The following is a 21,816-nucleotide window of genomic DNA, read 5'->3' on the forward strand; positions in this document are numbered from 1 at the left end:
GGCACCCCATGGCCAAGACCGTCATCGTCGTGATCGACGGATTCGGCATCGGCGCCATGCCCGACGCGGGCACCGCGCGTCCCGGCGATCCGACCGCCGACACCTGCGGACATGTGCTGGACCACTGCCGGGAGGCGTTCGGCCGCCCGTTGCGCCTGCCCGTGCTGGGTTCGCTCGGCCTCGGCCTCGTCCACCCGCACCCCGATCTCGCCCGGCGCACCCATCTGCCCGTCGCCGCCGGCCGGGCCGCCCTCGGCTATCCGGGCGCCGACACGTTCGCCGGCCACCAGACGATGATGGGGGCCGACTTCAGCCGGGTGACCGTCGCCCGGCTCGCCGACCACATCGACGAGGTGACCGCCGCGCTCGAAGCGGCCGGTCACCGGGTCGGCCGGCTGGACGGCGCGCCGCTCCTGGTCGTCGACGGCTCGGTGCTGGTCCACGACAACCTGGAGGCGGACCCGGGCATCAACTGGAACGCCTCGGGGCGGCTGGAGGACCTGCCGTTCGACGGGCCGGACGGCATCCTCGCCGTGGCCCGCACCGTACGCGCCGTCGCTCCCGTGGCGCGGGTCATCGCGGTGGGCGGACACGCGGACGGTCCGCTGGAGCACTACGTACGGGCCGGTGAGGAGGGCACGGTCGGCCTCGACACCCCGGCGACCGGTTTCTACCGCAACGGCGGCCTCGAAGTGCAGCACCTGGGCGCCCGGATCGACCACACCCGCCAGCTGCCCGACCTGGCCGCCCGCGCGGGCGTTCCGGTGACCCTGGTGGGCAAGGCCGCCGACATCCTGGCCTGCGACGCGGCGGCCCGTCACCCGGCCGTGGACACCGCCGAGGTCCTCACCCACACCCTTGAGGCGGTGCGCGCCGCCGGGGACGGCCTGGTCGTCGCCAACATCCAGGAGACGGACCTGGCCGGGCACCAGCAGGACACCGAGCGCTACGGACGTCTCCTGGAACAGACCGACGCGGGCCTGGCCGCGCTCGTCGCCCTGCTCGACGCCCCGGGCGACCGCCTCATCGTGACCGGCGACCACGGCAACGACCCCACGGCCGGGCACGCCTTCCACACCCGCGAGTACGTCCCCGTGCTCATCCACCGGCCCGACGCGGAGGGCGTGGAGCTGCTTCCCGACGCGGAGAGCCTCGCGGACGTCGGTGCGACGGCGGCCGTGTCCCTGTCGCTGGACCCGCGGGGCCTGGCCAACGGCCGGGAACTGCGGACGGGCCGGCGGGCTGCCTAGGGGGTGTCTCTTTGATGGGCTGGTCAGTTGATCGGATGTGTCTGTCCGATTGGTGATCACCGATGCGATGTGGGACCGGATCGAACCGTTGCTGCCGGCCGATCCGGCCCGTGGACGATGTGGTCGGCGTGGTCGGTGCCGTCGAGGGTGAAGTAGCGCAGGGCGGTGAACTGGGCCTCGATCCGGTTCAGCCAGGAGGAGTTGGTCGGGGTGTAGGCGATCTCCACGTTGTTCGCCGCCGCCCACGTCGCGACCCGCCGGCATCGCTTCGTGGTCAGGTGCGGGGAGAAGCTATCGCAGACGATCGCGATCCGCACCGCCGGAGGGTAGAGGGTGCGCAGGTAGCGGCAGAACTCCAGGAACTGCGTGCGCCGCTTGAGCGGTTTGATGTGGCCGTAGAGCTTGTCCTTGCCCAGGTCCAGGGCTGCAAACAGGTGCCGCACCCCGCCGTAACGGTTGTAGGTTGCCCGGCGCCGGCGGCGGGGCTCACGGTCGGGGTCCTTGTGTCTGCCGCCGTGCTCGGTCCACTGCCGCCCGGGGTGCGGCATCAGGTTGAGCGGCCCGAACTCGTCCATGCAGAAAACGGCTTCGGGCTCGCCTTCCTCAGCTATGACCTCACCGTCGGCGATCGCGTAGAGATGCTCGACGCGGGCCTTCTTGGGCGCGTAGTCCGGATCGCGGGAGGTCTTCCAGGTCTTCAGACGTTGAAAGGAGACGCCCTCCTTGCGGAGCAGAAGGCGCAGGCCCTCGTGGCTGATGTCGTCGACCACCCCCTCGGCGACCAGGAAGTCGGCCAGCTTGGCCAGGCTCCAGGTCGAGAACGGCAGATCATGCTCGGTCGGCTTGGACTTGGCGATCTTCTTGATCTCGCGGCGCTCGGGCAGCGTGAAGGTCTTCGGCCGGCCGCCGGAGTACTTGGGGTAGAGCGAGCCGAAACCGTCGGCGTTGAAGTTGTGGATCACGTCGCGGACCCGGTCGTCACTGGTGAACGACAGCTCGGCGATCTTCACGACCGGCATGCCCTGGGCGGACAGCAGCACCATCTGCGCGCGCCGCCAGGTCACCACGGAACCCGCGCCTCTGCGGACTATCCGCAGTAACCGCCGGCCCTCGTCGTCATCGATCTCGCGGATACGCACTCGTTCTGCCACCCGCATAGCCTGGCGGCCCGATGCCGCTGGAACGCGGTGTTCAGGAGGAGTCGTTGGAATCGGCCGCGAGCGTCTTGCCCTCGACACCTGACCGGGGGACGCCGTCGACCGCCACACAGATACCGAAGACACGATCATGGCCGGTCCAGCCGTTGACGCGGCCACGGTTGTTGCTGATCTGCACCCGCTTCCTGGCAGGGTCCACAGACGACACCAAGTGCAAGTAGACCGTCCCGGCAACACGGGCGAGGACGATGTCCCCTACCTCCAACTTCGCTGGGTCGACCGGAGCGACGACCACCTGCTGCCGACTGCGTATCAGCGGAACCATCGAGGAGCCGCTGGGCCGGAACGCCACGGTGGCCCCACCAACAACCCTGCCTGCCACTGCATCCAATGCGCCCATCCGGTGATCGTGGCAGATTCCCCTACATCAACCCACCGATTTACTTCTCACCCTCCATCAGCAAGGCGAACGTTGCCTGACGCGGCACTAGCCATCGCCTACCAGGCCGCACTCCACGTCGCGTCCATCCTTCTCTGGGCGCGGCAGTGACATGACTACGGAAGCTACAGGCCCAAGCTTGAGACGAAGCTTGAGAATGTAGGTGCTACGACCCGCCACTGGCACAGAAGTGGGTCCGTCCAGAAGTCACTGCCGACGATGCGGGGATCTGAGGGGTCAGTTCGGTAGTCGAGAGCCAAGGCGCCGTCATCACCGGGGTTGCGAGTGGTGGCGATCAGCACTGCCTGGTCAACATCAAGCCAAGGAAGTTCGAGCGGGGTAACGCTTCTGCGTCCGCGTGCCTGGCGAAAGAAGGCGGAGTGCGGATCATCGGCGAACATGTCCATCGATTGGGACGCGTACGCCATCTGCTCGGGGTTCGACACGAAGCCAAGTGAGTCCTTGAACCACGGAATGGCCTTCGCCAGCACCACATCGCCCGGGTGACGCCAGAGGTCGCGATCGATGAGCGACGTCAGCAGGGCGGGCAGAGCAAGTCCACGGACTATCGAAGGCTCCATGGCGCACAGCTTCGCACGGCGGACAGCACCAAGGAGACACGCTCTAGTCGTTCGGGCGGTTTCCGAGTCCGCTGCGGAGATGCCCGGGGGGACCTGCGCGTGTCGCCCGACCGGCCGTCCGCACGGGGGTTTTGCAGGGCATGCCGAGCCGGACGACCGGTTGCCGGTCAGCTCGTGCCGGCGTCCTCGTTCCGAGACGGGGGCTCATCGCGGCGCTCCGGGGCGGGACGGTAGCGGCCCATGCTTCCCATGATCAGAACGGCTCCCAGGGGCCCCATCCCGTAGAGCAGGGGAACATCCCTGCCGAACCTGGTGATGAGGAAGGCCAACGCTGCGAGGGCAAGAACCAAAAGGGGGCGCCTGACAACGTGCCGGCTGATGATGGCCAGTCGGCGCCGCACTCCCCGCGCCTCGGTGAGGCGCACCCAGGCCGAAGATGACATGACCACAGCTTAGTTTGCCCAGCAGGCGCGACGCCGTTGGCCGCCGGCCGCACCTCGATGTCGCTGTCGCCGGGCCGCGTGGCCCGGTGACACTCCCGCACCGTGCCTCGCGCTACCTGGCGCTCTGACCGCATGGGTGGGCCTGACCAGCGAGATCACCGACCGGGCCCGGAAGGGCAACCGGGACGGCCGCCCCCCTGGATGGACATAGAGGGCAAACGCGGCGGGCGCACCACTGCGCTGCGGCTGCTGGGAGGTGGGCTTCGCGGCGACCGGTTCGGCGAGCAAAGCATCCGGCACGTACGGCAAAGTCGCGACTCCCCGAAGAGCCTATGGTCCGTCAGCGACGTACCAACAGACGGGATCGGACGGGAACACGGATGCGCATCTCCACACGCCGGGCCATCAGAAACGTTGGCTCGGTCGCCACCGCGACGGCCGCCCCGCTCGGCGCCAGCATGTTCGCCGCCCCTGCGTCCTCCGCGTCGGCCGGCGGCGGAGCGTACGGCTCCTACACAGGCCGCGCCATCAAGTTCCCCTACTTCACGCCGACCGGCGCGTTCTACACGTGTCGGTGACCGGCGGCAGGCACAACGGCTTCGCCGGACCCTCCAGGTTCCAGGACTGTCGAAGGCTGCGCCGGCAGCCGACACCATGATCGTCCCGGGCGACCGCGCCTCGTCCGCACCGCTGAGTCATATTCGCTGTTTCCCCTCACTCAGGAGGTCCTACATGTCCAAGGTTCTTACGTTCAGGCCGGAGCGCCTCAAGGCGACGCCGCGTGGACCCGTCGCAACCACCGTCGGTGTTCTGCTGCTGACACTCGGCCTCAGCGGCACGCTGACGACCCCCGCTTCGGCGAGCGGCACGTACCACGGGGGCGCCTACGTCACCGCTTCCACGAAGACGGACTTCATGGGACACAACGCGTCGTGGGGGGACGAAGGCGTGGTGAACCTCTCGAAGAACACGCACTCGAACGCCACGTGCCTGTGGCAGAAGATCCTGTGGGCCGACGGCCTGCTGGCAGCCTCGGGCATCGACGGTCACTTCGGCCCCAACACCGCATACGCCACGAACAAGTGGCAGCAGCGCAACGGACTCGCCGCCGACAGTTCGGCAGGCAGCCAGTCCTGGGGTACTGCCGGTCTGGCCCTGGTGGACACGAACGGTGACGGCCACACAGACACCTACGACGGCGCCGTGCGTGACTTCGCGTTCATGGTCACGAGCGGAATCCAGTACTTCCACGATGGCAAGGGGATCAAGCGGGCGGCCTCGTACAACAGCAACACCTGCAGCTGATCTCTGCCTTGCCCAGAGTCCGGACGGGTGGTCAGGGTTCGTCACCTCGCGCCGCATGTCCCCGCTCGCTCGATCCGGCGTTCTGCTATCCGGGCGATTCCCCGGCAGTGTTTTCAGGTGATCATCGCTGGTGGATCATGGCGCCGTGAAACGTCGCCTTGAATTGTTCCATGTCGATAGGGAGTTCGTCCGGCCGTCGCCGCCCCAGTCATGAAGGGGGGCGGAAACGGCCGGACGATCGCAGGGTCCTGAACGGAACCGTGTGGAGCCACGTCGTGGAGGGGTGCCTCAACCGTCCGGAACAGTGGCGCGGCATTGCTACCCGCCGTGACGAGACCACCCGGTCCTGCCGTCACTCTCGCCCCACTCCTGAAGTGGGCGTGACAGGTGAAGACACCGCCCGGGCCCGCAGTTCCCACTGCTCCTTCGTGATCTCGTACCGCACACCCCCGTGCTCGGAACCCTCGACCGCCCTCATGTCCTCCGGGACGGGGATGCTCTCAGTGAGCGTCATCCCGAGCTTCTCCATGACGTTGCGCGAGGGGCGGTTCACGGTCATCGTCTCGGCCCAGACCATGCGGAGGCCGAGTTCGGCGAACCCTTTCGCCAGCAGCGCCCGCGAGACCTCGGTGGCGTAGCCCCGGCCCCAGGCCGCCCGGCGCAGGCGGTAGCCGAGTTCGGCCTCCTCGCGCGGGCCGCTGCGCAGCGGGCGCAGACAGAACCAGCCGACGAAGGCGCCGCTGTCCTTCTCGTACGCGGCGAACAGGCCGAGTTCGTGATTCCAGCGCTCGTAACCGGCGAGGATGCTCGGGATCGCAAGGTCGCGGACCTCCTCGGGCGGGGTCGGAGCGCCGCCGCTCAGGTAGCGCATCACCTCCGGGTCGCTGTCCAGTTCGATCAGCAGGTCCGCTTCGGCTGCGGCGAACGGGCGGAGGATCAGGCGCTCGGACGCGAGGTAGGTGGTCACGCGAGGATCATGGCCGAGACCGGTCGGGCGTTCCACGGGTTTTCGAACTGCGGCTGTCGCCGGGGGTGGGGCGACGCCGTCCGGCACCGGCCGCACCGGGCGGAGAGTCCCTTCCCGGTGAGGCCGACCACCTTCCGCAGGTGGTGCCATCGAACGGCAGGCCCCTCGCGGGCCGCCTGAGCACGGGACGAGGCGCCGGTGACCGGCACCGTGCCCCGGCCGGCCGGGCTATCCTCCGCGCATGCGCGAACAGTTCACCGGCTGGCCGGAGCAGGCCATGGACGTCTTGTGGCAGCTCCAGGGTGAACCGACGAAGGAGACCCGGGAGCGCTGTCGGGCCGACCGCGAGCGTCTGGTCCGGCAGCCGATGATCGCGCTGCTCAACGGGGTCGCGGACGCCGACCCCCGCTACGAGGACTTCTCCGTCTGGCACTACCGCACCGGCTCCTGGTGGTGGCAGCACCAGAGCGCGGTGATCAGGCTCGGCCGCAAGGTCGAGATCAATCTCCGGTTCTCCCTGGACGGTCTGTGGCTCCAGGGCGCCTGGTGGTATCCGGACCCGGGCCAGGTGGACGCCTTCCGCAGGGCCGTGGCGGCCGAGGGCAGCGGCCGCGAACTGGCGGCCCTCGTCGAGGAGGTGCGGGGCAAGGGCTACGACGTCTCGGGCGACATGATGAAACGGCCCCCGCGCGGCTTCCCGGCGGACCACCCTCGCGCCGGCCTCCTGCGGCACCGTTCACTGATCGCCGCCCGTTCGTTCGGCTGCGAGGAGTGGCTGCACACCCCCGAAGCCGTCGAACGGGTGCTCTCGGCCGCCGCCGATGTGGACGCCCTGCTGATGTGGCTGATCCGGCACGTCCACCGCACCGCCTGATCTCGCACACGGAGGGGACCGAGGCGCTCGGAGTCCGGCTCCGAGGCATCGAGCGCGGCCGGCCACGCAGCGGAGTGCGGCGGGCCGGCCGTAGGAGTCCGCGACAAACCGCGCGACATCGGTGCTCGGCCCCGGGATACTGGCCGCCCATGAACGAGGTCGAAGTCGTCGTCACCCACTCCGAGCGCACCACGCTCCGCGTCGGCGACATGTTCCTGAAGGTCGACGCCGATCAGGCGCGCCTCGACACCGAGGTCGAGGCCATGTCCCTCGCCCCGGTGCCCACCCCCGAGGTCCTGTGGCACAAGCCGCACGTACTCGCGATCACCGCGCTCCCCGGAACGACGCTGGGGCGCCTCGGCGGGCCGGCGACCGGGTCGCCCACGGCGTGGGCCGCGGCAGGTGCCGCGGTCCGGGAGCTGCACGAGGCGCCCCTTCCGCCCCGGACCGGACGCGCCGGCCGGGACACCGCCGCGTTGGCGGAGGAGCTCGACACCGAGTGCGCACTGCTCGTGAGCAACGGCATCCTCACCGCCGACCTGGTCGCCCGCAACCGCCGGACCGCCGAAGCCGCCCTCCGGCCATGGGCGCCGGCTTTCACCCACGGCGACCTGCAGATCGCCCACGTCTTCGTCGAGAACGACGAGGTCACGGGCATCATCGACTGGTCCGAGGCAGGCCGGGGAGATGCCCTGTACGACCTCGCCACCCTCACCCTCGGGCACGAGGAACACCTCGACGACGTCCTCACCGGCTACGGCACCGACATCGACCTCGACGTCGTCCACGCATGGTGGTCGTTGCGGAGCCTGCTGGCGGTGCGCTGGCTCATCGAGCACGGTTTCGACCCGTTCGCACCGGGCTGCGAAGTCGACGTACTCAGAGCCCACCGGTAGACCACGCGGTCTCCGGCCTCGCCACGTCTGCGTCTCGCACGTGACACGAGAGCCGCAGGGCTGCGGCGCGCCCACGTCACGCGGCGAGCGGGCCGTGGCGTCGTGGGCCCGGACACCTCACCCACGGCATGTCGTGATCGCCCCCGCGTTGCGGCCCGTCGCCTCGCAGTCCCGGTCCGCATGGAAGAAGATCAGTCATGACCAAGCGCGTTCTCCACGTCGTCACCAACGTCGGCCACTACGACGACCCGTCCCACACCACCGGGCTGTGGCTCTCCGAACTCACGCACGCCTGGCACGTCTTCGAGGAACACGGATACGAGCAGACGCTCGTCAGCCCCGCCGGCGGTGCGGTCCCTCTGGAACCGCGTGCGCTGAAGTTCCCGAACTACGACAGGACCGCGAAGGCCTGGCGCAACGATCCAGGGAAGATGGCGATGCTCCAGAACACGGTGAGCCCGGACCGGATCGACCCGTCGGCGTACGACGCGATCTACTTCACCGGCGGCCACGCGGTGATGTACGACTTCCCCGACAGTGAGGGTTTGCAGCACATCACCCGCGAGATCTACGAGCGCGGCGGCGTCGTCTCCTCGGTCTGCCACGGCTACTGCGGACTGCTCAACACCCGGCTCTCGGACGGCTCGTACCTCATCGACGGCCGCCGGATGACGGGATTCGCCTGGACCGAGGAGGTTCTCGCGCGCGTCGACAAGCTGGTCCCCTACAACGCCGAGGAGAAGGCCAGGCAGCGCGGCGCGCTCTACGAGAAGGCGGCGCTGCCCTTCGTCTCGTACGTCGTGACCGACGGCAACCTCGTCACCGGCCAGAACCCGGGCTCGGCCAAGGCCACGGCGAAGAAGGTCGTCGAGGCCGTCGAAGGCAACGTGTCGAAGGAACGGGGCTGAGTCGAGCCGCGGTCGACGGGTTCGAACGACGACTTCACCCGGTCTCGACCTGCGGGATGGGGTGGGGTGGGGTGGGATGGGGCCGGCCGGATTCGAACCGGCGTCTTCCCACATGCGGTGAAGGCGCGACGACCTCTGCGCTACGGCCCCATCCCGCCTGTGATCATACGAACTGCTCCTGCCTGTCGGCCGCGTGGGGTCCGACGCGACGAGCGCCTGCCCGGGACCGTACGCGACGCGCGGCGCGTACGGCCCCGGGCGTGAACGACGGGAGCGGGTCAGCTTCGGTCGCCGCTGTCCTCCCGGTTGTTCCTGATCAGTACGACGCCTGCCCCGACCGCCACCGTGGCGGCCAGGGCGGCCCAGAGGAGGTGCCCGGGGATCGCGGCGGCGAGAGCGGTGACCCGTTGCTCCCACGCGTACTCGGTGTCCACGTCCAGCGGCGACGGCAGCGCCGACGTGCCGTCGAAGGCGAGGAAGACCGCGCCGAGCACGACGAAGAGCAGGCCGCCGATCACCGAGGTGCTGTGGAGGTGCAGGGGGCCGAGCCGGAATCCCCGTCCTCGCAGCCAGGCGCGGCGACCGAGTTGCCAGCGGTCCCACGCGAGGGCGAGGACGAAGAGCGGGGCGGCCATGCCCAGGGCGTAGACCGCCAGGAGGAAGCCGCCGCGCAGCGGGCTGCCGCCGAGCGCGGCGACGGTGAGGATGCTGCCCAGGATGGGGCCCGCGCAGAATCCGGCGAGCCCGTACACCATGCCCAGCGCGACGGTGGAGGACGTCGAGCCGGTGGGGGCGCCGGCGCGCCGCTGGAGGCGGCGGGAGCCGAAGCCGAGCCCGAGGAGTTGCAGAACTCCGAAACAGATCATGGTCCATCCGCCGACGAGGACGAGGGTGTCCCGGTGGCCGATGAACAGGCGGCTCGCGAACGCCCCGGCCGCCCCGAGGGGGACGAGGGTCACGCACAACCCGGCGTAGAAGGCGGCGGTGTGCCGGAGCAGCCGCGTCCGGTGGGTGAAGGAGTAGGCGAAGAAGGCGGGCAGGAGCAGCGCGCTGCACGGGCTGAGCAGGGCGAGCAGCCCGCCGAGGAAGGCGAGAAGGAAGCCGGCGTCCGTCACTTCTTCGCGCTCCCGCTCCCGCTCCGGGTGAGGGCGTCGCGTACGGCCTTGTCGAAGACCTCGGTGGGTTGGGCGCCGAGCACGGGGGTGCCGTTCACCAGGAAGGCGGGCGTGCTGGTGACGCCCAGGGCGTACCCCTCGGCACGGTCGCGTGCCACGGCCCGGTGCGCCTGTTCCGAGTCCATGTCCTTGCGGAAGCGGTCGAGGTCCGCGACACCGGCCTCCTTCGCGTGGGCGACGAGCTTGTCCTTGGCGAAGGCGCCGGTGTTGCGTCCGCGTGGTTCGGCGTAGAGACGGTCGTGGAACTCCCAGAACGCTCCCTGCCGGCCGGCGGCCCAGGCGGCGCGGGCGGCGTCCTCGGACTCCTCCCCGAAGATGGGGAAGTTGCGCCACTCGATGCGCAGCGACCCCTTCTTGACGTGGGTGCGCAGGAGTTCCTGTTTGGTCTCGCGGGCGAAGCGCCCGCAGTACGGGCACTGGAAGTCGGAGTACTCGACCATCACCACGGGGGCGTCGGCCGGGCCGACGGCCAGGGGGTCGTCGGCGTCGCGGCGTGCCAGGTCGGGGCCCGCCGGAGCGGAGTCCCCGGGGACGGCCTCCACCGAGGCGGCGGACCGGGGGCTGTCGGGGCGTGGATCGGGGTCGGAGCCGCCGGTCGCGACGAGGACCACGGCGCTCGCGGTGGCGGCGACGAGCACGCCGGCGGCCCAGACGCTGCGCCTGCGGCGGGCGCGGGCCTGCTGTGCGGGAGACGCGGAAGAAGACTTTTCGGGCATGAAGAACAAGCTCCTGTGAGCAGAGGATCAGGTGGGCCCGGCCGCTCAGGGGGTCGGGCCCGGCGAGAGGTTGCCTGGCACCGGGCGAAGGGTTGCCGGGCGCGAAGTTGTCAGGCGCCGGGCGCGGGGCAGGCGGCCTGGACGTTGAGGCGCCGGAGCGCCGCCTCGGCGAGCAGCACCACGGAGGCGACGGCGAGCAGAGGTTGCAGCGGCGCCCAGTAGCTGAGCGCGCCTCCCGTGCCGAGCAGCAGCAGAACGATCTTGTTGCAGACCGGGCAGCCGATCGCGAAGAAGGACAGCATGCCGCCGATCGAACCGAGCCGGCCGCCGGACGCGTCGGACGGTCCTGGGCGTACGTAGGTGCCGAGGACCAGGCCCGCGAGGAGCGCGGTCAGCGCGAGCGCCGGGTAGTTCCACCACTGGACGGGGATCTCCCGGCCGAAGAACGGGGTGGGGACGACGGCGGTCGGCACGCCGACGACCAGCGCCGTGGCCACGGCGGAGGCACACACGGCAGCCCATGACCGAGGGCCCCACAGGCGCAGGGCATCGAGGGCGGCGCGAGGCGAGCGGCTGCTGCGGACGGGAGGGGAGGCAGGTTCAGAGGCAGGTTCGGGAGCGGAGGGTACCAAGCCCATCAGGTGTCTCCGTTGTCGAGGAGGGACGCGGGCACGAGGCCACTCCCCCACCGCCGGAGCCCGGAGCGGTGCCGGGACCGGGACGGAAGGGGCGGCGCGGGCCGGTCTAGATCCTGAGGACGCAGACGTGTGGCGGTGGTGACGCGGCGGACGCGTCGTCGCGGTGCGCGGGCCACCGCACTGCCTGCGGGGCAGCGGCTCTGCCGGGGGAAGGCGCCTCCGCGGCGGCGGGCATGGCGAGATGCGGGCTGCCCGACTGATCCGGTGCCTGGCGTTCCGGGCAGGAACCACCCGTGGTGTCGGCGCTCCAGGCGGACTCCGTGTCCGGCTCACCGGCAGAGGCAGCGAGGACCTCGCGCTCCGCCGGTGCCCGCTCGTCGTCCGACGCGGGCAGCACCACAGCGATCCCGGCCCCGCCGGGGGCCGTCCGATCGGACGCGTCTCGCAGGCCGCTCTGCCCGTGGACACACAACTGGGCGAAGAGCAGGGCGATCAGCAGCAGAAGGGCGGAACTCAGCGGCCGGTCGGCCGTACGGGCTCGGCGCACCGCTCCTCCTTCTCTGCCGGACGGGGCGTGGGGCCCGTAACGATCGTCCGCCTCACCCTACTTGCCGGTCCGGCGCGGGAGCGAGGGGGTGTGGCCCTCCACCTCCGATGCGATTACAGTAATCCATGGATTTATGGAGGATGAGATGGCGGAGACCGCGCAGAACGAGACGAAGGCCCGGCTGTACGACGCGTTCGCGGCCAGCGGCAAGGCGCTGGCCAGCGGAAAGCGGCTGGAGCTGCTGGATCTGCTGGCCCAGGGCGAGCGCACCGTCGACGCGCTGGCGAAGGCGGCCGGACTGAATCTGACCACCGCGTCGGCGCATCTGCAGACGCTGAAGCAGGCCGGTTTCGTCGCCACCCGCCGCGAGGGTGTGCGTATCCACTACCGGCTCGCCGGGGACGATGTCGCCCAGCTGTTCGCGCTGTTGCGCAAGGTCGCGGAGCGCCATCAGGCCGCCCTTCCCGCCGCCCGGGCCGCCCATCTCGGGGAGGACGGCTCCGTGGAACTCAGCCGGGAGGAGTTGCGGGTCCGGATCGCCGCCGGGGACGTGGTCGTGCTCGACGTGCGGCCGGTGGAGGAGTACCGGGCCGGGCACATTCCCGGCGCGATCTCCATCCCGGTCGGTGAACTCGCCGACCGGATCGGCGAGTTGCCCGAGGATCTGGAGATCGTCGTCTACTGCCGAGGCACGTACTGCGTCCTGTCCTACGACGCCGTGCGGCTGCTGAACGACCGGGGGCGCCGCGCGATCCGCCTCCACGACGGCATGCTCGAATGGCGCCTGTCGGAGCTGCCCGTCGACGCCTCGGACCTGACGTGACCGCTCCGGGCAGCGGCGGGCCCGCCGCCCCTGCCTCCCCGACCTCGGCCGTCACCGGGGACACGGTGCCGGTGACGCGGCGACCGGCGAGAGGCGGCCGCCCTCTTCGCAGACGCCGGTCGTCCACCCACGCGGAGGCGGACAGGCGCGCGGCCTCCGGGCGGGCACGGAGAGCGGCGCGCCGGCCGTCGCGCCCGGCACCGCCCGGCGCCTGGCCGACGAACCCGCTCCGGACCGCATCGGGGCCCCGCGTTTGACGTCCTCCACCAGCAGCTGACGGCTGCCCGGCCCGGCCGGGTACGCCCCGGCGGCCCGGAGACGAACCGGCTGCCGTACACCCCCACCGTCAAGGACGCCGACCGCCCGCACGCCATCGCACCGGCCCGAAGCCCGGCGCTCCGGCGCCGGCCCAGTCCCCGCCCCCCCCCTCCCCCGCCCCCGCCTCGTACCGCCCACCGCCGCTCCGGAAGAGAGACATGACCAGCACCGCGTCCACCAGCACGACGGCCCCCATACCCGACCCCGCCCAGGTCCAGCCCCGCATCCTGCGCGTACTGGTCGCCTCCCAGGTCCTCAGTGGCGCCGGTCTCGCCGCGGGGGTCACCGTCGGGGCCCTCCTCGCCCAGGACATGCTCGGCTCGACCAGCCTCGCCGGGCTGCCCAGCGCCCTGTTCACCGCCGGTTCCGCCCTCACCGCCGTCACCGTGGGGCGCATCTCGCAGGCCCGGGGCCGGCGCCCCGGACTCGCCGCCGGATACCTCACCGGCGCCATCGGCTCCGCAGGCGTCATCACCGCCGCCGTCCTCGACAACCCGGTCCTGCTCTTCATCGCCCTGTTCGTCTACGGCGCCGGCACCGCCACCAACCTCCAGGCCCGCTACGCCGGAGCCGATCTCGCCCCGCCCGGCCACCGCGCCCGCGCGGTCTCCACCGTCCTGGTCGCCACCACCCTCGGCGGCGTCGCCGGACCCAACCTCGCCGCCCCCGCAGGCACCCTCGCCGAACGCCTCGGCATCCCCCACCTCGCCGGACTCTTCGTCATCTCCGGCGCCGCCTACGCCCTGGCCGCCCTCGTCCTCGCCCTCTGGCTCCGCCCCGACCCCCTGCTCCTCGCCCGCACCATCGCCCAGGCCGAGCAGGCCGACGCCGCGACCAAGGCGGCCGACGCCGAGGCCGCCGACACCACCGAGGGCCGCGGCGGCGTTGTCCTGGGCGCGCTGGTCATGATCCTCACCCAGCTCGTCATGGTCGCGGTCATGACGATGACACCGGTCCACATGCACGACCACGGCCACTCCACCGCCGCCTCCGGCCTCGTCATCGGCATCCACATCGGCGCCATGTACCTGCCCTCCCCGCTCACCGGCTGGCTCGTCGACCGCCACGGCCGCATGAAGATCGCCGCCGCATCCGGCATCACCCTCCTCGCCGCCGGAATCCTCGCCGCCGCGGCACCCGGCGACTCCGTCCTCCTCCTCGCCCTCGCCCTCGCCCTGCTGGGCCTCGGCTGGAACTTCGGACTCGTCTCCGGCACCGCGATCATCACCGACACCGTCCCGCTCGCCACCCGCGCCAAGACCCAGGGCCTCGTCGACGTCTCCATCGCCATCGCCGGCGCCACCGGAGGCATGGCCTCCGGCCTCGTGGTCGCCGCCACCAGCTACCCCGTCCTCGCCCTCACCGGCGGGGCACTCTCCCTCGCCCTCCTGCCCGCCGTCGCCGCCACCGCCTACCGCCGATGAGCACCACACACCCCGGCACCCCCGCCCCGGACCTCACCGTCGACGGCACCGGCCTGCTCTGCGTCACCCTCCTGCTGCGCCTGCGCAAGGAGATCGACGGCGCCGCACCGGGCACCGTCGTCCACGTGATCGCCACCGACCCGGCCGCACCCCTCGACCTGCCCGCCTGGTGCCACATGACCGGCCATCACTACCTCGGCCCCGTACCGGACACCGCCGACGCGCCGGTGTACGCGCTGCGGATCGCCGCCGGCGCCCGCCCCGTCCGAGCGGGCGCCCCCTGGCATCCGGACGAGCCGGAAGGCCGCGCGTAGGTCACGACCCGCAGCAGCCGCCCGGGGTCGGGCCCTGCTCGGCGGGCGTCCCGGCTGCGGCGGGTGCGCCGAGCCGGACGAGCTGCGGCGCGGGCGCACAGCAGCCGCTGTCGGCCTCGGCGGCGTCCGGGGTATCGAACAGGCCGGCACCCCCGCAGACTCCGGTCTCCGGCAGGGTGAGTTCCACGCGGTCGGCGGCGTCGAGGTCGCCGGCGAGGGCGGCGGCGACGGACCGGACCTGCTCGTAGCCGGTCATGGCGAGGAAGGTCGGGGCACGGCCGTACGACTTCATGCCCACGAGGTAGACGCCCTGCTCGGGGTGGGCGAGTTCGCGGTGGCCGTGCGGGTAGACGGTGCCGCAGGAGTGCTGGTTGGGGTCGATCAGAGGGGCCAGGGCGACGGGCGCCTGGAGGCGGTCGTCGAGCCCGAGGCGCAGCTCGTCCAGGAAGGTCAGGTCGGGGCGGAGGCCGGTCAGCACGATGACCTCGTCGACCGGGTCCAGACGGCGGCCGTCCTCCGCGACGAGGACCGGGCGGCCGTCTTCCGCGCGTTCGATCGCCTCGGTGCGGAAGCCGGTGACCGCGTCCGCGTGGCCCTCCTCGACGGCGGCCTTGGCGGCGAGCCCCAGTGCGCCTCGCGCCGGGAGCTGGTCGGCTTCGCCGCCGCCGAACGTGGACCCGGAGATCCCCCGGCGCAGAATCCACACGCTCTTGGTTCCCGCTCCGTCGGGGGACTCGGCGAGGTCGGCCAGGGTGGCGAGGGCGGTGAAGGCGGAGGCCCCGGAGCCGATGACGGCGGTGCGCCTGCCCGCGTACCGGGCGCGGACGGCGGGGTCGGCGAGGTCCGGGACGCGGTAGCTGATCCGGTCCGCGGCCGCCTTCTCGCCGAGCGCGGGCAGTCCGCTGGCGCCGGCCGGGGACGGCGTGGCCCAGGTGCCGGAGGCGTCGATGACGGCCCGGGCGAACAGGCGCTCCTCGCGGCCGTCGGCGTGGGCGACGTGCACGACGAAGGGCTGGGTGTCGCGGTCGGCGTCCACGATCCGGTCCCGGCCGGTCCGGGAGACGCCGGTGACCCGCGCGCCGGTGCGGACGCGGTCGCCGAGGGCGTCGGCGAGCGGTTGCAGGTAGCGGTCGGCCCAGTCCCCGCCGGAGGGGTAGGCGGCCGGGTCGGGGCGGGTCCAGCCGGTGGGCGCGAGGAGCCTTTCGGCGGCGGGGTCGACGACCTCGGCCCAGGTGGAGAACAGGCGTACGTGCGACCACTCCCGCACGGCGGCCCCGGCGGCGGGCCCGGCCTCCAGGACGAGCGGTTCGATGCCCTGCTCCAGGAGGTGGGTGGCGGCGGCCAGCCCGGTGGGGCCGGCACCGATCACGGCGACGGGCAACTCGGTGGTGGCGGGCGCGTTCACGGCGACTCCTTGCGTGTTTCGACGTCTGTCGATGGCTTACGCGGCCCAGCATGGCACCTGTATCGATGAGCGTCAACATAGACGCCTATCGAATTCATGGACGCGCCGAGACGAGGAGCACGGCGGGCGGGCCACCCGCCCGGCGCGTCCGCGACCGGCCTCCCCCACTGGTTCGACGTATGTCAACATAGATGCATGTCGAATGCGAAGGCGCTGCCGCTGCTCGATCCCGCCGACGGTGAGGGCGTCACACCGTGCTGCCCGCCGTTGGCCGAACGGCCGTTGACCGCCGAGGAGGCCGAGCGGGCCGCGCGGATGTTCAAGGCGCTCGGTGACCCGGTCCGCCTGCGCCTCTTCTCGGCCGTGGCCTCGCACGAGGGCGGCGAGGCGTGCGTGTGCGACATCTCCGACGTCGGGGTCTCCCAGCCCACGGTGTCCCACCATCTGAAGAAGCTGAAGGAGGCCGGGCTGCTGACCTCCGAGCGGCGCGGCACCTGGGTCTACTACCGGGTCGAGCCGTCCGTGCTGGCGGGAATGGGCAGCCTGCTCACTCCGCCGGCCGCGGCCTGACCGGCACGGGAAGAGGAGGCTGTCATGACGAGCGGTTCTTCCGCGAACGCGGTGATCGTGCCGCTGGAGGCGGACCACGCGGGGCAGGTGCTCGCGATCTATCAGACGGGGATCGACGAGGGGAACGCCACCTTCGAGACCACCGCCCCGGACTGGGAGACGTTCGACGCGGCGAAACTGCCCGGGCACCGCTTCGCCGCCGTCGACGCCGACGGGACGGTGCTGGGCTGGGTGGCCGCGAGCCGGGTCTCCGACCGGTGCGCGTACGCGGGCGTGGTCGAACACTCCGTCTACGTACACCCCGCCGCGCGCGGTCGCGGTGTCGCCGCCGCCCTGTTGAAGGCGCTGGTGGACTCCACGGAGCAGGCCGGGATCTGGACGATCCAGTCCGGGATCTTCCCCGAGAACGCCGCCAGTCTCGCCGTGCACCGGCGGGCCGGCTTCCGTGTGCTCGGGTCGCGGGAACGGATCGGGCGCCACCACGGCGTGTGGCGTGACGTGGTGCTCGTCGAGCGACGCAGCCCCGCCGTCACCTGACCGCTCAGAGCAGGCGGGCGATCGCGGCGGCGGCGTCGCGGGCGGTGCGGCCGACGCCTATGAGGGTGGCCGAGGCGGGGCCGGTCCAGTCGCCGTAGCCGACCAGGTGCAGCCGCGGCTCGCCCGGCACGCGTGTTCCGGCGGTCGGGAGGTGCCCGCGCGGTCCGCGCAGGTTCAGCGGGGCAAGGTGGGTCAGGGCGGGGCGGAATCCGGTGCACCAGATGATCGCGTCCGCGTCGAGGCGGCTGCCGTCGGCCCACTGGACACCGGTGGCGGTCAGCCGGGCGAACACCGGCCGCGCGGTCAGCAGTCCGGCGTCGCGGGCGGCGCGCACGGGCGGCACGGCCACGATGTCACCGAGGGAGGCGACTCCGCCGGTGTCGGGGCGTCCGGCGTCCAGGGCGCGGCGGCGGGCGGTCGCGACGTCGAACAGGGCGCGGCCGTCGATGTCGTCCGGCAGGAACCGGGGTGGGCGCCTGGTGGTCCAGGTCACCTCGACGCGGCCGTCCAGGGCGAGGTCGGCGGCGATCTGGGCGCCGGAGTTCCCGCCGCCGACCACGACGACCCGCTGGCCGGCGAAGTCGGCCGGGGCGCGGTAGTCCACCGTGTGCAGCTGCAGCCCCGCGAAGGTGCTCCGGTTGGACGCGGCGGGGAGGAAGGGCCGGTCCCAGCTGCCGGTGGCGCTGATGACCGCCTTCGCCCGCCAGACGCCGGTGTCCGCCTCCACCAGGAGCCGGTCCGCGTCCCGGCGTACGGCGTTCACGCGGGTGCCGTGCCGGACCGGCAGGTCGTAGCGCTTCTCGTAGTCGGCGAGGTAGTCCACAACGTGCCCGGCATCCGGGTACGTCGCGCCCTGCTGGACGGGCATGAGGCGGCCGGGCAGGGAGGAGTGCTCGGCCGGGGAGAACAGGCGCAGCGAGTCCCACATGTGCCGCCAGGACCCGCCCGGCGCCTCGCCCGCGTCCAGGATCACGAAGTCGAGGCCGCGGCGGCGCAGGTGGTAGCCGGCGGCGAGCCCGGCCTGGCCGCCGCCGACCACCACCACGTCCGTCTGCCGTGTCACGGGGCCGTCGTCACCGCGTCCGGGGCGAACCTCCGCCGCCAGGCGAGCGCGACATGGACCAGGCCGATGAGCACCGGGACTTCGATGAGCGGGCCGACGACCCCGGACAGGGCCTGGCCGGAGGTGACGCCGAAGGTGGCGATGGCGACGGCGATGGCCAGCTCGAAGTTGTTGCCCGCCGCCGTGAAGGCGAGGGTCGTGGTGCGGTCGTAGGCCAGGCCCAGCCCCTTGCCGAGCAGAAAGGTGCCGAAGAACATGACCGCGAAGTACACCAGCAGCGGCAGTGCGATCCGGGCGACGTCCAGCGGCTGCGAGGTGATGGTCCTGCCCTGCAGGGCGAAGAGGATGACGATCGTGAACAGCAGCCCGTACAGCGCCCACGGGCCGATCCTCGGCAGGAACGTGGCCTCGTAGCCGGCGCGTCCCATCCTCCGCTCACCGACGCGGCGGGTGAGGAAGCCGGCCAGCAGCGGGATGCCGAGGAAGATGACGACGTTCAGCGCGATGTGCCACACCGAGACGTCCAGGCCCTGGCCGTCTCCGAGGTTCATCCAGCGGGGCAGCAGGTCGAGGTAGAACCAGCCCAGCAGGCCGAACGCCAGCACCTGGAAGACGCTGTTGAGGGCGACGAGGACGGCTGCGGCCTCGCGGTCGCCGCAGGCGAGGTCGTTCCAGATGATGACCATGGCGATGCAGCGGGCCAGCCCGACGATGATCAGACCGGTGCGGTACTCGGGCAGGTCCGGCAGGAAGAGCCACGCCAGGGCGAACATCACCGCCGGGCCGACGATCCAGTTGATCACCAGCGAGGAGACCATCAGCTTCCGGTCGCCGGTCACGCGGTCGAGCCGGTCGTAGCGGACCTTCGCGAGAACCGGGTACATCATCACGAGCAGGCCGAGCGCGATGGGCAGGGAGATCCCACTGATCTCGATGCTGGCGAGCGCGTCGTTCATCCCCGGGATCAGGCGGCCCAGCCCCAGGCCGACGGCCATCGCGAGCAGAATCCACACCGCGAGGTAGCGATCGAGGGTGGAGAGCTTCCTGACGATCGAATCGCCCTCGCCGCCCGCCGGGGCGGGGGCGGTGGTGGGTTCGGTGGAGGTCACGGGCAGGCCCTCCTGTTCCCGGCGGCGGCGCGGGCGGAGGCAGCCAGCCCGGCGAACCGCTCGGACAGTCCGTCCAGCACCTCGGGCTTGAGCCTGTAGTAGGTGAAGCGGCCGCACGGCTCGGTCTCCACCAGGCCCGCCTCGCGCAGCACCTTCATGTGGTTGGACAGGTTGGTCTGCTTGGCCCCGGTCTCCTCCACCAGGTGCGTGGTGCACAGCGTCTCGCGTGCCAGCAGGGCCACGATCCGCAGCCGGAGCGGATCGCCCAGCGCCCGGATCACATCAGGATCGACTGAAGTCAGCATGCACTGATATTCGCACATCATCGTTGACTGATACCAGCGGATGCTGATGTCGGGGCCGTCGGCGGGTCCCGTGCGGGCTGGAAGCGCTCCCAGGATGGGGAACCCCGTCTTCCGTGGGGGCGTTGTCAGGGGTTGCGGGGAGGGCGAGGGGAGTGGGAACTGTGGCGCAGAGGCAGTCGCGGGAGCCTTGGCGGCTTCTGCTGGTCGAGGACGACCGGGAGCTGGCCTGCATGCTGGCCGACGTGCTGCGGGACGAGGGGTACGCGGTCGATCTCGCGGCCGACGGCCAGCGGGGGCTGCACCTCGGCCTCACCCGGCCGTACGACGTGCTCGTCGTCGACCGGCGGCTGCCGGCGCTCGACGGGCTCGGCCTGGTGAGCCGGTTACGGTCCCGCTCCGTGCGTACGCCGGTGCTCCTGCTGACCGCGATGGGCACGGTGCACGACCGGGTCGACGGGCTGGACGCCGGGGCCGACGACTATCTCGTCAAACCGTTCGACCTGGACGAACTCGGGGCGCGGTTACGGGCCCTGCGCCGCAGGGCGCTGGAGGCCGCCGATGTCCTGAGCATCGGTTCGGGGCAGCTGTACGTCGGCCGGCGGGAGGTCGAGCTGGCGAACGGGGAGCAGGTCGCCCTCGCGGCGCGGGAGTTCGCGCTGCTGTGGGCGCTCGCCTCGCGCCCGGAAGCCGTGCACTCGCGGGCGGAGCTGCGCCGGCTGGTGTTCCAGGAGGCGCCCGCGTCGTCCATCGTCGACACCTACGTCTACTACCTGCGCCGCAAGCTCGGCCGGCAGGTCGTGCGCACGGTCCGCGGCCTCGGCTACCGGCTGGGGGCCCTGTGACTCCGTCCGCTCCGGCCGAGTGGACGGCGGTGCGGCGGGCGCGCCTGCGGATCGCCGTCATCACCGGCACGATCATCACGCTGCTGGTCACGGTCGTCGGCGGCGTCGCGCACACGGTGATGGTGGACGCGCAGAACGGGCAGGTGTGGCGCGAGTTGCGCCACGGGGCGATGTACGGCGATCCGGCCCGGCCGCCCGTGTGCACCTGGCTGTACGCGCCCGGCGTGGCACCCCTGTCCAACGCCCCGGCCGGGTTCCCGCTCCACGCCGACCTGGCGGAGGCCCGCCGCACCGGGGAGGCCGTGGAGCGCACGGTGGAACGCGATCGCACGGTCTATCTGGTGCGGACCCAGCCCCGGGCGGACGGGGGCGTGGTGCAGGCGGTGTTCGACATGCGCTTCCAGCTCGCCGACCGCAGCCACCTGTGGTTCGCGCTGGGCGTGGCGGAGGTGGTGGGGCTGCTCGCCGCGGCCGTCACGGGGGTGTTCCTCGGCCGCCGTGCCGTGGCACCGCTGGCGGAGGCGCTGACCCGGCAGCACCGGTTCGTCACGGACGCCAGTCACGAGCTGCGCACCCCGATCACCCAGGTGCACACGCGGGCGCAGCTGCTGGTGCGGCAGGCGGCCGACCAGGATCTCCCGGTCCCGCACCGCGACCGGCTGGCCCGGCTGGTCGCCTCGACGGGCCGGCTCGGCGAGGTGCTCGACGATCTGCTGCGGTCCGCGAGCCTCGCCGCGGGTCCGGCGCGGCGGAGCGAACGCCGGCCTGTCGATCTCGTCGCGCTGGCCCGGTCCGTGGTGGCCGAGGAAGCGGACCGGGTGCGGGCCCGCCGCCTCACCGTCGTCGTGGACGGGCCACCGCATCCGCTCTTCGTGGACGGCATCCCGTCAGCGTTGCGGCGCGCCGTGGGCGAGCTGCTGGCCAACGCGATCCGGCACACGCCGGAGCGGGGCCGGATCGGGGTGGCCCTGTCGCGCTCCGGGCGCACGGTGGTGCTGGCCGTCGCGGACACCGGGCCGGGCTTCGAACCGGGCGCGGTGGACCAGCTGTTCCAGCGCTTCCACCGGGGCAGCGGCGACGGCGGCCGGTACGGGCTGGGGCTCGCGCTGCTGCGGGAGGTCGTCACGCGGCACGGCGGGTCCGTCGCCGCCACCGGCCGCCCCGGTCACGGCGCCCGGTTCACCATCCGGCTGCCGGAGTGCCCGCCGCC

At 71.9% G+C, this 21,816-nt stretch carries 24 protein-coding genes, 1 tRNA gene and 1 pseudogene; 13 read left to right on the top strand and 13 right to left on the bottom strand.

The features are described 5' to 3' along the window. The first annotated feature begins 8 nt into the window (after positions 1–8). Complete coding sequence (locus MHW47_RS03350) at positions 9–1,250, top strand: phosphopentomutase (RefSeq protein ID WP_239221079.1); 1,242 nt, start codon at positions 9–11, stop codon at positions 1,248–1,250. A 107-nt stretch (positions 1,251–1,357) separates the two neighbouring features. Here MHW47_RS03350 and MHW47_RS03355 read toward each other — a convergent pair. The 3 genes and pseudogenes from MHW47_RS03355 to MHW47_RS03365 all read right to left on the bottom strand — a co-directional run. Beyond that, a pseudogene (locus tag MHW47_RS03355) lies at positions 1,358–2,401 on the bottom strand (IS630 family transposase); the annotation flags it as partial. A gap of 40 nt (positions 2,402–2,441) precedes the next feature. After that, positions 2,442–2,807, bottom strand: coding sequence for a S26 family signal peptidase (locus MHW47_RS03360; protein ID WP_239221080.1), 366 nt, complete (start codon positions 2,805–2,807; stop codon positions 2,442–2,444). A gap of 164 nt (positions 2,808–2,971) precedes the next feature. After that, positions 2,972–3,427: a hypothetical protein gene (locus tag MHW47_RS03365; protein WP_239221081.1), complete on the bottom strand. Its 456-nt coding sequence runs from the start codon at positions 3,425–3,427 to the stop codon at positions 2,972–2,974. An 823-nt stretch (positions 3,428–4,250) separates the two neighbouring features. Between MHW47_RS03365 and MHW47_RS03370 the strand changes: the two genes are divergently transcribed. Further along, positions 4,251–4,448, top strand: coding sequence for a hypothetical protein (locus MHW47_RS03370; protein ID WP_239221082.1), 198 nt, complete (start codon positions 4,251–4,253; stop codon positions 4,446–4,448). A gap of 154 nt (positions 4,449–4,602) precedes the next feature. Then, the gene (locus tag MHW47_RS03375) at positions 4,603–5,175 is read left to right on the top strand and encodes a peptidoglycan-binding protein (protein ID WP_239221083.1); all 573 of its coding nucleotides are present in this window, start codon (positions 4,603–4,605) and stop codon (positions 5,173–5,175) included. 352 nt (positions 5,176–5,527) lie between these two features. Here MHW47_RS03375 and MHW47_RS03380 read toward each other — a convergent pair whose 3' ends face one another. Continuing rightward, the gene (locus MHW47_RS03380; RefSeq protein WP_239221084.1) at positions 5,528–6,142 is read right to left on the bottom strand and encodes a GNAT family N-acetyltransferase; all 615 of its coding nucleotides are present in this window, start codon (positions 6,140–6,142) and stop codon (positions 5,528–5,530) included. A gap of 241 nt (positions 6,143–6,383) precedes the next feature. Between MHW47_RS03380 and MHW47_RS03390 the strand changes: the two genes are divergently transcribed. From MHW47_RS03390 to MHW47_RS03400, 3 genes are all read left to right on the top strand, one after another. Continuing rightward, positions 6,384–7,016 (top strand): DUF2461 family protein, encoded by a 633-nt coding sequence (locus tag MHW47_RS03390; RefSeq protein WP_239221085.1) that lies wholly within the window; start codon positions 6,384–6,386, stop codon positions 7,014–7,016. 149 nt (positions 7,017–7,165) lie between these two features. Beyond that, positions 7,166–7,912, top strand: a complete 747-nt coding sequence (locus MHW47_RS03395) for a phosphotransferase family protein (protein WP_239221086.1) — start codon at positions 7,166–7,168, stop codon at positions 7,910–7,912. Positions 7,913–8,109: 197 nt separating this feature from the next. Beyond that, positions 8,110–8,820 carry a type 1 glutamine amidotransferase domain-containing protein gene (locus MHW47_RS03400; RefSeq protein ID WP_239221087.1) on the top strand — a complete coding sequence of 237 codons (711 nt, stop codon included), beginning with the start codon at positions 8,110–8,112 and terminating at the stop codon, positions 8,818–8,820. A gap of 77 nt (positions 8,821–8,897) precedes the next feature. On the opposite strand, the gene MHW47_RS03405 is transcribed toward MHW47_RS03400, so the two are convergent. The 5 genes from MHW47_RS03405 to MHW47_RS03425 all read right to left on the bottom strand — a co-directional run bounded on the left by MHW47_RS03405 (position 8,898) and on the right by MHW47_RS03425 (position 11,896). Beyond that, positions 8,898–8,970: transfer RNA gene (locus MHW47_RS03405), tRNA-Ala, on the bottom strand. Positions 8,971–9,098: 128 nt separating this feature from the next. Further along, positions 9,099–9,935 carry a cytochrome c biogenesis CcdA family protein gene (locus tag MHW47_RS03410; RefSeq protein WP_239221088.1) on the bottom strand — a complete coding sequence of 279 codons (837 nt, stop codon included), beginning with the start codon at positions 9,933–9,935 and terminating at the stop codon, positions 9,099–9,101. After that, on the bottom strand, positions 9,932–10,711 hold the full coding sequence (locus MHW47_RS03415) for a thioredoxin domain-containing protein (RefSeq protein ID WP_239221089.1): 780 nt from the start codon (positions 10,709–10,711) through the stop codon (positions 9,932–9,934). Before MHW47_RS03415 ends, MHW47_RS03410 begins: the two co-directional genes overlap by 4 nt. 110 nt (positions 10,712–10,821) lie before the next feature. Next, on the bottom strand, positions 10,822–11,349 hold the full coding sequence (locus tag MHW47_RS03420) for a hypothetical protein (protein ID WP_239221090.1): 528 nt from the start codon (positions 11,347–11,349) through the stop codon (positions 10,822–10,824). A 106-nt stretch (positions 11,350–11,455) separates the two neighbouring features. Then, a complete protein-coding gene (locus MHW47_RS03425) occupies positions 11,456–11,896 on the bottom strand; it encodes a hypothetical protein (RefSeq protein ID WP_239221091.1) in 441 nt (146 codons plus the stop codon). A 145-nt stretch (positions 11,897–12,041) separates the two neighbouring features. On the opposite strand from MHW47_RS03425, the gene MHW47_RS03430 reads away from it, so the two are divergent. The 3 genes from MHW47_RS03430 to MHW47_RS03440 all read left to right on the top strand — a co-directional run bounded on the left by MHW47_RS03430 (position 12,042) and on the right by MHW47_RS03440 (position 14,775). Continuing rightward, positions 12,042–12,719, top strand: a complete 678-nt coding sequence (locus MHW47_RS03430) for a metalloregulator ArsR/SmtB family transcription factor (protein WP_239221092.1) — start codon at positions 12,042–12,044, stop codon at positions 12,717–12,719. A 476-nt stretch (positions 12,720–13,195) separates the two neighbouring features. After that, a complete protein-coding gene (locus tag MHW47_RS03435) occupies positions 13,196–14,461 on the top strand; it encodes an MFS transporter (protein WP_239221093.1) in 1,266 nt (421 codons plus the stop codon). Next, positions 14,458–14,775, top strand: coding sequence for a sulfurtransferase TusA family protein (locus tag MHW47_RS03440; protein ID WP_239221094.1), 318 nt, complete (start codon positions 14,458–14,460; stop codon positions 14,773–14,775). Before MHW47_RS03435 ends, MHW47_RS03440 begins: the two co-directional genes overlap by 4 nt. A 1-nt stretch (position 14,776) precedes the next feature. Here the strand turns inward: MHW47_RS03440 and MHW47_RS03445 are convergent, their stop codons facing one another. Next, positions 14,777–16,180 (bottom strand): NAD(P)-binding domain-containing protein, encoded by a 1,404-nt coding sequence (locus MHW47_RS03445; protein ID WP_239221095.1) that lies wholly within the window; start codon positions 16,178–16,180, stop codon positions 14,777–14,779. A gap of 195 nt (positions 16,181–16,375) precedes the next feature. On the opposite strand from MHW47_RS03445, the gene MHW47_RS03450 reads away from it, so the two are divergent. Then, positions 16,376–16,750, top strand: coding sequence for a helix-turn-helix transcriptional regulator (locus tag MHW47_RS03450; protein WP_239221096.1), 375 nt, complete (start codon positions 16,376–16,378; stop codon positions 16,748–16,750). A 24-nt stretch (positions 16,751–16,774) separates the two neighbouring features. Further along, on the top strand, positions 16,775–17,287 hold the full coding sequence (locus tag MHW47_RS03455; RefSeq protein ID WP_239221097.1) for a GNAT family N-acetyltransferase: 513 nt from the start codon (positions 16,775–16,777) through the stop codon (positions 17,285–17,287). A 4-nt stretch (positions 17,288–17,291) separates the two neighbouring features. On the opposite strand, the gene MHW47_RS03460 is transcribed toward MHW47_RS03455, so the two are convergent. Genes MHW47_RS03460 through MHW47_RS03470 form a run of 3 tightly spaced genes read right to left on the bottom strand, consistent with a single transcriptional unit; the run spans position 17,292 to position 19,764 of the window. Beyond that, complete coding sequence (locus tag MHW47_RS03460) at positions 17,292–18,350, bottom strand: ArsO family NAD(P)H-dependent flavin-containing monooxygenase (protein ID WP_239221098.1); 1,059 nt, start codon at positions 18,348–18,350, stop codon at positions 17,292–17,294. After that, positions 18,347–19,459, bottom strand: a complete 1,113-nt coding sequence (gene arsB, locus MHW47_RS03465; RefSeq protein ID WP_239221099.1) for an ACR3 family arsenite efflux transporter — start codon at positions 19,457–19,459, stop codon at positions 18,347–18,349. The genes MHW47_RS03460 and arsB overlap by 4 nt, the downstream gene beginning before the upstream one ends. Then, on the bottom strand, positions 19,456–19,764 hold the full coding sequence (locus MHW47_RS03470; protein WP_239221100.1) for a helix-turn-helix transcriptional regulator: 309 nt from the start codon (positions 19,762–19,764) through the stop codon (positions 19,456–19,458). Before MHW47_RS03470 ends, arsB begins: the two co-directional genes overlap by 4 nt. A gap of 161 nt (positions 19,765–19,925) precedes the next feature. On the opposite strand from MHW47_RS03470, the gene MHW47_RS03475 reads away from it, so the two are divergent. Together MHW47_RS03475 and MHW47_RS03480 are read left to right on the top strand one after the other, a co-directional pair. Then, complete coding sequence (locus tag MHW47_RS03475; protein ID WP_308381337.1) at positions 19,926–20,606, top strand: response regulator transcription factor; 681 nt, start codon at positions 19,926–19,928, stop codon at positions 20,604–20,606. Further along, the coding region (locus MHW47_RS03480) for a HAMP domain-containing sensor histidine kinase (protein WP_239221101.1) at positions 20,603–21,816 on the top strand (1,214 nt) is incomplete at its 3' end. The genes MHW47_RS03475 and MHW47_RS03480, both read left to right, overlap by 4 nt.

Origin of the sequence: Streptomyces sp. OfavH-34-F, assembly GCF_022347745.1 — a bacterium.
Lineage (GTDB): Bacteria > Actinomycetota > Actinomycetes > Streptomycetales > Streptomycetaceae > Streptomyces.

Bases quoted from the DNA above. Each gene is read 5' to 3' on its own strand.
- MHW47_RS03450 (WP_239221096.1), top strand. From the start codon at position 16,376: ATGTCGAATGCGAAGGCGCTGCCGCTGCTCGATCCCGCCGACGGTGAG.
- MHW47_RS03395 (WP_239221086.1), top strand. From the start codon at position 7,166: ATGAACGAGGTCGAAGTCGTCGTCACCCACTCCGAGCGCACCACGCTC.
- MHW47_RS03415 (WP_239221089.1), bottom strand. From the start codon at position 10,711: ATGCCCGAAAAGTCTTCTTCCGCGTCTCCCGCACAGCAGGCCCGCGCC.
- MHW47_RS03365 (WP_239221081.1), bottom strand. From the start codon at position 3,427: ATGGAGCCTTCGATAGTCCGTGGACTTGCTCTGCCCGCCCTGCTGACG.
- MHW47_RS03400 (WP_239221087.1), top strand. From the start codon at position 8,110: ATGACCAAGCGCGTTCTCCACGTCGTCACCAACGTCGGCCACTACGAC.
- MHW47_RS03430 (WP_239221092.1), top strand. From the start codon at position 12,042: ATGGCGGAGACCGCGCAGAACGAGACGAAGGCCCGGCTGTACGACGCG.
- MHW47_RS03370 (WP_239221082.1), top strand. From the start codon at position 4,251: ATGCGCATCTCCACACGCCGGGCCATCAGAAACGTTGGCTCGGTCGCC.
- MHW47_RS03440 (WP_239221094.1), top strand. From the start codon at position 14,458: ATGAGCACCACACACCCCGGCACCCCCGCCCCGGACCTCACCGTCGAC.
- MHW47_RS03390 (WP_239221085.1), top strand. From the start codon at position 6,384: ATGCGCGAACAGTTCACCGGCTGGCCGGAGCAGGCCATGGACGTCTTG.
- MHW47_RS03420 (WP_239221090.1), bottom strand. From the start codon at position 11,349: ATGGGCTTGGTACCCTCCGCTCCCGAACCTGCCTCTGAACCTGCCTCC.
- MHW47_RS03360 (WP_239221080.1), bottom strand. From the start codon at position 2,807: ATGGGCGCATTGGATGCAGTGGCAGGCAGGGTTGTTGGTGGGGCCACC.
- MHW47_RS03375 (WP_239221083.1), top strand. From the start codon at position 4,603: ATGTCCAAGGTTCTTACGTTCAGGCCGGAGCGCCTCAAGGCGACGCCG.
- MHW47_RS03435 (WP_239221093.1), top strand. From the start codon at position 13,196: ATGACCAGCACCGCGTCCACCAGCACGACGGCCCCCATACCCGACCCC.
- MHW47_RS03470 (WP_239221100.1), bottom strand. From the start codon at position 19,764: ATGCTGACTTCAGTCGATCCTGATGTGATCCGGGCGCTGGGCGATCCG.
- MHW47_RS03455 (WP_239221097.1), top strand. From the start codon at position 16,775: ATGACGAGCGGTTCTTCCGCGAACGCGGTGATCGTGCCGCTGGAGGCG.
- MHW47_RS03350 (WP_239221079.1), top strand. From the start codon at position 9: ATGGCCAAGACCGTCATCGTCGTGATCGACGGATTCGGCATCGGCGCC.